The organism is Paracerasibacillus soli (assembly GCF_042432965.1).
Taxonomy (GTDB): Bacteria; Bacillota; Bacilli; order Bacillales; family Amphibacillaceae; genus Paracerasibacillus; species Paracerasibacillus soli.
In genome coordinates this window covers 26,727-34,894 of the sequence record NZ_JBHLWL010000050.1, presented here as the reverse complement: position 1 = coordinate 34,894, position 8,168 = coordinate 26,727, and the positions used below count along the sequence as shown (strand labels likewise).

Sequence of the window (8,168 nt, the reverse complement as noted above, 5' to 3'; positions counted from 1 at the left end):
ACTTTAATTCTACAGGGAAACTCACTTGTTTTCTATTTTTACTAATACTAAAAATAGTGTTAGTGAATTTTTATCACCAACACTATTTATTGTAGAGCCAGTAAAGTAAGGTGGAACCACGTAATGAAACCACGTCCTTATCGATTTTTCGGTAATGACGTGGTTTTTTAATTTTAATTTATAAATGGAGGGAAATACATGCGTAAACAACATGTAGTATTACAAACAGATTTTGGACTTTCAGATGGTGCTGTAAGTGCGATGAATGGTGTCGCCTTGTCCGTTGATTCAAGTTTAGGTGTGTACAATTTAACACACGAAATACCGCAACATAATATATGGGAAGGGTCTTATCGTCTTTTTCAAACCGTAAATTATTGGCCAGAAGGAACTGTATTTGTTTCGGTTGTTGACCCAGGAGTTGGGACAGATCGTCTTAGTGTCGTTGTCAAGACTGCGAATAACCAGTATATTGTTACACCAGATAATGGTACGTTAACGCATATAAAAGAGAGCGTTGGTATCGTCGAGGCAAGGGTGATTGACGAACAGGTAAATCGTTTACCTAACTCCGGTGAATCGTATACATTCCATGGACGCGACGTTTATGCATATACAGGGGCAAGGCTTGCCGCGGGGGTTATTTCCTATGAGCAGGTAGGTCCATCATATGAGGTTGATAAACTAGTTGCATTACCACTTACAAAAGCTAGTTATGAAGATGATGTTGTAACAGGAAATATTGATATTTTAGATGTACGTTTTGGAAACTTATGGACAAATATTGCGCGAGATATTTTTAAGGAGATAGGAATTAGCTATGGAGATGCGCTTGAAGTAACCATCGAAAATAATCGTCGGCATATTTATAAAAATATTATTAAATTTGGCCGTTCCTTTGCAGATAGTAGATTAGGAGAACCCATTCTGTTTGTTAATTCTTTAGATAAAATTGGTGTGGCGATTAATCAGGGATCGTTTGCAAAAGCCTATCATATTGAAACAGGATCTAATTGGAAAATTAGTATACGAAAAGCGAAGGGAATTCATTATAATTAATTGTGTGAATAATAAAATTAGTAAATAAAGGGGAATGAGAAATGAAAAACTTTTCTATTAGAACGATTGTGGCGATTGGAATTGGGGCAGCTGTATTTTTAGTTTTAGCAAAGTTTGTTGCGATACCTACCGGGATACCAAATACTACTATTCAAACTGCTTATGCATTTCTAGCTTTGATGGGTGTTGTTTTTGGACCAATTGCAGGGGGGCTCATTGGACTTATTGGTCATGCGTTAAATGATGCTACTACTTATGGTTCTGTCTGGTGGAGTTGGGTTATTGTGTCTTTATTTGTTGGCTTCTTTATCGGCCTTTTAGGAAAACGAATCAATGTGGAAGAGGGCGAATTTGGTATAAAGCAAATGATCTCATTTAATATTATTCAGGCAGTTGTACAAGCTGTTGGTTGGTTCCTCCTTGCGCCTGTATTAGATGTATTAATTTATGCAGAACCTGCCAATAAAGTATTTACCCAAGGAGCCTTTGCCGGTATATCCAACATCGTTACGGTCGGTGTAATCGGGACCATTCTACTAGCATCATATGCTAAAACCCGTACAAAAAGCGACAGTTTAGCAAAAGAATGAAACATAGGGACGGTTCTCGTGTTTCATGAAGCTTGCTTGATTTATGAAGTTGCGAAACTAGCATATTTTCGGCTTTATATGAGGTATCAAATTGTAAATGTTATTGAAATAAAAATATAGATTGTAACAACTTATGGTATCGTTTTTTAGTGAAATGAGTAGACAATGTAACTGAAGGAGTCTGTCATGCAAAAACCAATCATTCAGTTTAATAATTTTTCATTTAAATATAAAAGCCAAGTAGAGCCGACATTGCAGCAAATTAATTTAACGATTTATGAAGGTGAAAAGATAGTCATTGTTGGTCCATCCGGTTCTGGAAAAAGCACATTAGCCCATTGTTTAAATGGGCTAGTTCCATTCTCTTACAAAGGTGATATAGAAGGAAATGTAAAAATTAACGGGCAGGAAACAAAAGATTTGGATATATTTTCTCTTTCAAAAATGGTAGGCACCGTTCTCCAAGATCCTGATGGTCAATTTATCGGTCTATCTGTCGGAGAGGATATTGCCTTTGCATTAGAAAATGAAGCTGTTCCACAAAAAAACATGCGAAGCCAAGTTGTCGATGTAGCAAAATTGGTCAATATGGAGACAAAGATAAAGTCCTCGATACATGAACTTTCGGGTGGTCAGAAGCAACGCGTTTCTTTAGCAGGTGTGATTGTGGAAGATGTAGATATCTTATTGTTTGATGAGCCACTTGCGAATCTTGATCCGGCAACCGGAAAACATGCGATATCACTCATTGATCAGATTCAGAAGGAAACGAATACAACTGTTGTTATCATTGAACATCGTTTAGAAGATGTTCTTACCCAAGAATTTGATCGAATTATCGTAGTTGATGATGGGCGGATTGTGAGTGATATGAACCCGCATGCGTTATTAGCATCTCATGTTTTGGAATCATGTAATCTTAGGGAACCACTATATGTGAAGGCGTTAAAATATGCGGGATGTGAAGTGACTCCAGAAATGTTACCTGCCCGGATGGAAACGTTAAAAATCGCTGATGTACAGGAAAGGCTTTTTACATGGAATGAGAAAGTTAGTCCAGCGAAGTACGAGAAAAAGGATAAGTCAATTTTAGAATTGCAACATATTCAATTCGGTTATCATAAAGATTCTCCGACAATCGATAATGTTTCCTTCACGGTTCATAAGGGGGAAATGGTAAGTATTGTAGGGAAAAATGGTGCAGGAAAGTCCACTTTGTCCAAACTCATCTGTGGCTTTGAAAAAATACAATCGGGAAAAGTACTTTATAAGGGAAGAGATATTACGAATGATACGATTTATGAACGAGCTAATCGGATTGGCATGGTGATGCAAAATCCGAATCATATGATTTCCAAACATATGATTTATGAAGAAGTGGCTCTCGGCTTAGTAATGCGGGGTGTACCGGAGGATGAGATAAAAGAACGTGTAGAGCAAACTTTGAAAACTTGCGGGTTATATCCGTTTCGAAACTGGCCTATTTCTGCATTAAGCTTTGGACAAAAAAAGCGGGTGACCATTGCTTCTATTTTAGTATTGCAACCGGAAGTCTTGATTTTAGATGAGCCGACAGCGGGTCAAGATCTTCGTCATTATACGGAAATTATGGAGTTTTTAACGCATTTAAATCATAGTCATGGTGTCACAATTATGATGATAACGCACGATATGCACCTCATGTTGGAATATACACCACGGGCGATTGCAATTCTTGATGGACAAGTCATTGCAGATGATACCGCTGTCCATATTTTGACAAATCCATCTGTGGTGGAGAAAACCAATTTAAAAGTAACTTCTCTTTTTGAGTTGGCAGTAAAGGCTGGAATAAGGCATCCTGTAGATTTTGTTTCCAAGTTTATCGACTATGACAGGGAGGCGCGATTAACATGGCGGTAGAAATGTTAAGTTATATCGAGCGAACATCACCTGTCCATTCCTTATCAGGAGCTACCAAATTAATTATCTTTATTTTATATTCTACTGCTGCGATGTTAACGTATGATACGCGGGTACTACTTGGACTTTTTGTTATGAGTATTGCGATGTTTATCGTTTCAAAAATTCGCATTCGAGAAGTCGGATTTATTTTAGTATTTATTCTAGCATTTCTTTTATTGAATAATATCGCAATCTATTTATTCTCCCCACAGGAGGGTGTGAAAATATATGGCTCCAGTCACGTGTTATTTGAAATTTGGGGACGGTACAATGTCACTTTGGAACAATTATTTTATCAATTTAATGTAACGTTAAAATACTTTGTCGTGACACCGGCTGCATTATTGTTTATTGTGACGACCCATCCAAGTGAATTCGCCGCCTCACTTCACAAGATTGGTGTAAACTATAAGATTGCTTATTCTGTCTCCTTGGCACTTCGTTATATCCCAGATATACAACGTGATTTTCGAACGATTGCACAAGCGCAACAAGCAAGAGGAATAGATATATCTAGAAATGAGAGATTCGGAAAAAGAGTAAAGAACGTCTCATCGATTGTCTTTCCTTTAATATTTTCAACACTCGACAGAATTGAGGTTATTAGCAATGCGATGGAGTTAAGAAGATTTGGGAAAGGGAAAAAAAGAACATGGTATAACGAGAGGCCATTTCAAAAACGAGATTATGTTGTCTTAGTTGCAGGTATAATGATTTTAATTGCGTCCCTTATCATTACATTTTATGATGGCAGTCGTTTTTATAATCCATTTTAGGTAGTGAAATCAGTAGGGAAGTACGACCCCTACTGATTGATTTTTTTAAATCAAGCACTCTTCATGCGTGAAGACATATAAACCATGTTTATAGTGCCAGTATAGATTTCACGTCTAACTCATCCTAAAAATGGTATCAAATATGATATCTCGACAGAATATGTAATTGGGAAGTATGATGATAAACTTCATACTTGTTGCTGAGTTTAATGGAGATATGTTGTATGATAAAAAGGCACGTTAAGAAATGGGATATCCTGGGCCATATAAGTTATTTTCCTTTCATTTCTACCACACTTGCGAGAAATAGATATTTATGTTATTTTATATGTAATCGATTACATGTTGCATGGTGGTGGATAAAGTTGTCAATTACAATTAAAGATGTAGCAAAAGAAGCGGGTGTTTCGGTTGCTACAGTATCAAGAGCTCTTAATAATAATGGGTATGTTCATGAAGATACGAGGAAAGCCGTTATGGATGCTATTCAGCTCTTGAATTACAAGCCTAATGAGGTTGCACGTTCACTTTTTACAAAGAAGTCAAAATTTATTGGCCTAGTCCTTCCAGACATTACGAATCCGTTTTTCCCATCTCTTGCTCGTGGGGTGGAAGATTTTCTTTATGCGGAAGGTTACCACCTTATCATCGGTAATAGTGATAAACAACAAGATAAGGAATCAGAATATATTGATGCATTTTTACAAAATAATGTAATAGGTCTTATTATTTCTACGGATGAGATTGCATACAATAAATTAGAAAAGGCAAAAATTCCAACAGTCTTACTTGACCGGGTTGCTGAAAACTTTCCAGCTGTTTACGCTGATCAAGATGAAGGAGGCACACTTGCGGCAGAAAGAATAATTGCAAGTGGTTGTCGTTGCGTTACAATTGTGAGGGGTCCAATTTCAGTACAAACGACTTATAAACGATATAAAGCAGCATATCATGTATTAAAACAACATCAAATAGAAATAAATATAATAGATTCAAGTTTATCATTTCAAGGTGGTCAAGAGGCAGCGATACGTCTATTTGAGGAGTATCCGCATACGGATGGCATTCTTGCTTGTAATGATACTGTTGCAATTGCGATTATGAATGAGGCATTACGGCAAGGACGTAAAATACCAGAGGATGTTCAAATTATTGGGTTTGATGATATTTATATGAGTAGTATTGTTTACCCAGGTTTATCGACAATTCAACAGCCAGCCTATGAGATGGGAAAGAAAGCAGCGGAAATATTGCTTAAGCAAATTAATCAAGAAGAATTATCAAAGTTACATTTTAAATTTCCAGTAAAGTATGTTGAGAGAAATTCAACGAAAAAAGGAGTTGACTAATATGGTGAAAGTTGTTGTTGTTGGAAGTTCTTCCATGGATTTAATCGTGACAGCTAATCAAAGGCCACTTGCTGGTGAAACCTTAATAGGTGATTCATTTTATACTGCCCCAGGAGGAAAGGGAGCGAACCAAGCCGTTGCAGCTGCTAGACTCGGTGCAGAAGTATCCATGATTGGTCGTGTAGGTGACGATGCGTTTGGGAAGGAAATTTTGGATAACCTACAACAAAATGGGGTTGCTGTAAACCATGTGGAACCGGTTACAGGTAATGCATCCGGTACAGCGCATATTACCCTTGCAGAAGGAGATAACAGCATTATTGTTGTAAAAGGTGCGAATGATGAAGTTACACCTTCGTACGTAAAAGAAGCGGAAGAAACGCTGAAACAAGCGGACATTATTTTAATTCAGCAGGAAATTCCAATTGAAACGGTTGCGTATATTGCGGCGTTTTGCCATGAGCATCATAAAAAGTTATTACTCAACCCAGCACCGGCTAGAAAATTAAGTGAAGAAGTAATCGCTTATGCAACATATATTACCCCAAATGAACATGAATTTGCAGTACTTTTTGGGAATAATAAGCGTGCTGAAATTTTAGCTAAATACCCGAATAAGTTGCTCATCACGGAAGGAAAGAATGGCGTTCGTTACCACAACGGAACTCGGGAAGAAGTTGTACCAGCTTTTGTGGTGGATCCAGTTGACACAACGGGAGCGGGAGATACATTTAATGCGGCATTTGCGGTTCAAATTGCAGAGGGGAATGATATTTCCAGTGCTTTAAGATTTGCCAATTGTGCTGCATCCCTCTCTATAAAAAAACTAGGTGCACAAGGTGGTATGCCAACACGGGAAGAGGTTGAGAGGAGTTTAAAGTCGTGAAGGTGAAACATGGGGACGGTTCTCATGTTTCATTTATAAGGGAGGATATGTATAGAAGAGAAACAGGTAATAAACTGGCACCCATTACCAAGGACACATTAAAAAGAGTTAGGAAACTAGAGAGGCTGGGACAAAACCAAAGTGTCAGACCCCTCAACTACTACATGTAGTATTGAACAATGAGTTTTTTACTCGTTATAGTAGTTGGTTGAGGGGGTCAGACCCTTATGTCCCGGTCCCTTTTTAAATTGCGCTGATATTGATACTCGTTATAGTAGCCTGTCATGATTGATATTTTCCCTATCAATGCAATTTCTAAATCCTATGCTTTGTTTTGGTTATTATTTCTCAAAATATTTTCCATCGCTTTTCCCTTTGCTAACTCATCTATAAGTTTATCTAAATAACGAATTTCTTGCATCGTTGATTCCTCGATATCTTCTACTCGCACACCGCAAATCACACCTTTGATCAAAGTCCGCGCCGGATTCATATGGGGAGCTACCTCAAAAAAGGTCTCAAAATCTGTTTGTTTTTCCAAATGTGCTGCTAACTCTTCCTGGCTGTATCCGGTCAACCATCGGATGATTTTGTCAACCTCCTCTTTTGTACGTTCTTTTTTCTCTGCTTTCTTAATGTAGTGCGGATAGACACTAGCAAAACTCATTGTATAAATTTTAGGCTTATTCATGGTATATATCCTCCTCCGTCTTTTCGTTAAAAAGCCACCATTGCTGCTGAACTTCGTGATATTAGGGACGAGATACGTTTTCCCGCATACCAAAGTTACATATGCTAGTAGAAAAAGCCCTCCGTATCACTTAGCATGAGGCCACCACCACTTTTAATAAATCACCTTTGCGCTGGCAGGCAAGCTTCTAATATGTTTTAAATAATTTGTCATATTTTCATCGTCCTTATGCGGATAAGAGTAATTTAAAGATACTGCAATTTCATTGGCTTATTTATTGAATCGTTCATTTGAATTCCTCTGCCAAGATAGCATAATAATATTCATCCCACCATTCATTATCTTTTGGAATACATTTTTTGAAAAAGCCTTCTCTTCTCATTCCAATCTTCTCCATAACCCGATAGGATGGAATGTTTTCCGGCTGACAAGTAGCGATAATCCTATGTAAGTTTATTTCTTTAAAACCATATTCTAAAATGGCTTGTGCTGCCTCAGAAGCATATCCTTTATTATGATACTTTGGATTGAAAACCCACCCAATCTCATAAGTATGTTCACCGAAGTACTTATAAAACACAATGTGCCCGATAAGAATATCTTTATCCGCCAATATAACGGGGAATGTTTCGGCTTGATCACCTTTATTTTTGTTTACAAATTCCTTTGCATCTTGTTCAGTAAAAACCCCTTCAGGTATATACTTCATAACATTAATATCTGAGGTATACGCATATACAGCTTGCCAATCTTTGAATTCAAATTCTCGTATCCATAATCTTTTTGTTTTTATGTGCATGACACAAGCTCCCATCAGAAATCATGATTTAACAATGGAAAATAATAACCTTTATATGCAATAATTTTGTTCAG

8 protein-coding genes are annotated in these 8,168 nt (G+C 37.3%); 6 read left to right on the top strand and 2 right to left on the bottom strand.

The window, feature by feature from the left end; genetic code table 11:
• Positions 1–198: 198 nt before the first annotated feature.
• The 6 genes from ACFFIS_RS13555 to rbsK all read left to right on the top strand — a co-directional run bounded on the left by ACFFIS_RS13555 (position 199) and on the right by rbsK (position 6,604).
• Entirely contained in the window at positions 199–1,059 is an 861-nt protein-coding gene (locus ACFFIS_RS13555; RefSeq protein WP_320380572.1) for an SAM hydrolase/SAM-dependent halogenase family protein, read from the top strand.
• Positions 1,060–1,100: 41 nt separating this feature from the next.
• Complete coding sequence (locus ACFFIS_RS13550; protein ID WP_390187989.1) at positions 1,101–1,649, top strand: ECF-type riboflavin transporter substrate-binding protein; 549 nt, start codon at positions 1,101–1,103, stop codon at positions 1,647–1,649.
• A gap of 186 nt (positions 1,650–1,835) precedes the next feature.
• On the top strand, positions 1,836–3,551 hold the full coding sequence (locus ACFFIS_RS13545; RefSeq protein ID WP_390187988.1) for an ABC transporter ATP-binding protein: 1,716 nt from the start codon (positions 1,836–1,838) through the stop codon (positions 3,549–3,551).
• Entirely contained in the window at positions 3,542–4,369 is an 828-nt protein-coding gene (locus tag ACFFIS_RS13540) for an energy-coupling factor transporter transmembrane component T family protein (RefSeq protein ID WP_390187987.1), read from the top strand. Before ACFFIS_RS13545 ends, ACFFIS_RS13540 begins: the two co-directional genes overlap by 10 nt.
• Positions 4,370–4,734: 365 nt before the next feature.
• Positions 4,735–5,718, top strand: coding sequence for a LacI family DNA-binding transcriptional regulator (locus ACFFIS_RS13535; RefSeq protein ID WP_390187986.1), 984 nt, complete (start codon positions 4,735–4,737; stop codon positions 5,716–5,718).
• A gap of 1 nt (position 5,719) precedes the next feature.
• Positions 5,720–6,604 carry a ribokinase gene (gene rbsK / locus ACFFIS_RS13530; protein WP_320380569.1) on the top strand — a complete coding sequence of 295 codons (885 nt, stop codon included), beginning with the start codon at positions 5,720–5,722 and terminating at the stop codon, positions 6,602–6,604.
• Between the two features lie 322 nt (positions 6,605–6,926).
• Here rbsK and ACFFIS_RS13525 read toward each other — a convergent pair whose 3' ends face one another.
• Entirely contained in the window at positions 6,927–7,295 is a 369-nt protein-coding gene (locus tag ACFFIS_RS13525; protein ID WP_390187984.1) for a DUF2200 domain-containing protein, read from the bottom strand.
• Positions 7,296–7,581: 286 nt separating this feature from the next.
• Positions 7,582–8,094 (bottom strand): GNAT family N-acetyltransferase, encoded by a 513-nt coding sequence (locus tag ACFFIS_RS13520; RefSeq protein WP_320380567.1) that lies wholly within the window; start codon positions 8,092–8,094, stop codon positions 7,582–7,584.
• Between the last annotated feature and the right edge of the window lie 74 nt (positions 8,095–8,168).

Excerpts from the sequence above, each read along its gene's own strand:
- ACFFIS_RS13555 (WP_320380572.1), top strand. The coding sequence starts at position 199 with ATGCGTAAACAACATGTAGTATTACAAACAGATTTTGGACTTTCAGAT.
- ACFFIS_RS13550 (WP_390187989.1), top strand. The coding sequence starts at position 1,101 with ATGAAAAACTTTTCTATTAGAACGATTGTGGCGATTGGAATTGGGGCA.
- ACFFIS_RS13545 (WP_390187988.1), top strand. The coding sequence starts at position 1,836 with ATGCAAAAACCAATCATTCAGTTTAATAATTTTTCATTTAAATATAAA.
- ACFFIS_RS13540 (WP_390187987.1), top strand. The coding sequence starts at position 3,542 with ATGGCGGTAGAAATGTTAAGTTATATCGAGCGAACATCACCTGTCCAT.
- rbsK (WP_320380569.1), top strand. The coding sequence starts at position 5,720 with ATGGTGAAAGTTGTTGTTGTTGGAAGTTCTTCCATGGATTTAATCGTG.
- ACFFIS_RS13525 (WP_390187984.1), bottom strand. The coding sequence starts at position 7,295 with ATGAATAAGCCTAAAATTTATACAATGAGTTTTGCTAGTGTCTATCCG.
- ACFFIS_RS13520 (WP_320380567.1), bottom strand. The coding sequence starts at position 8,094 with ATGCACATAAAAACAAAAAGATTATGGATACGAGAATTTGAATTCAAA.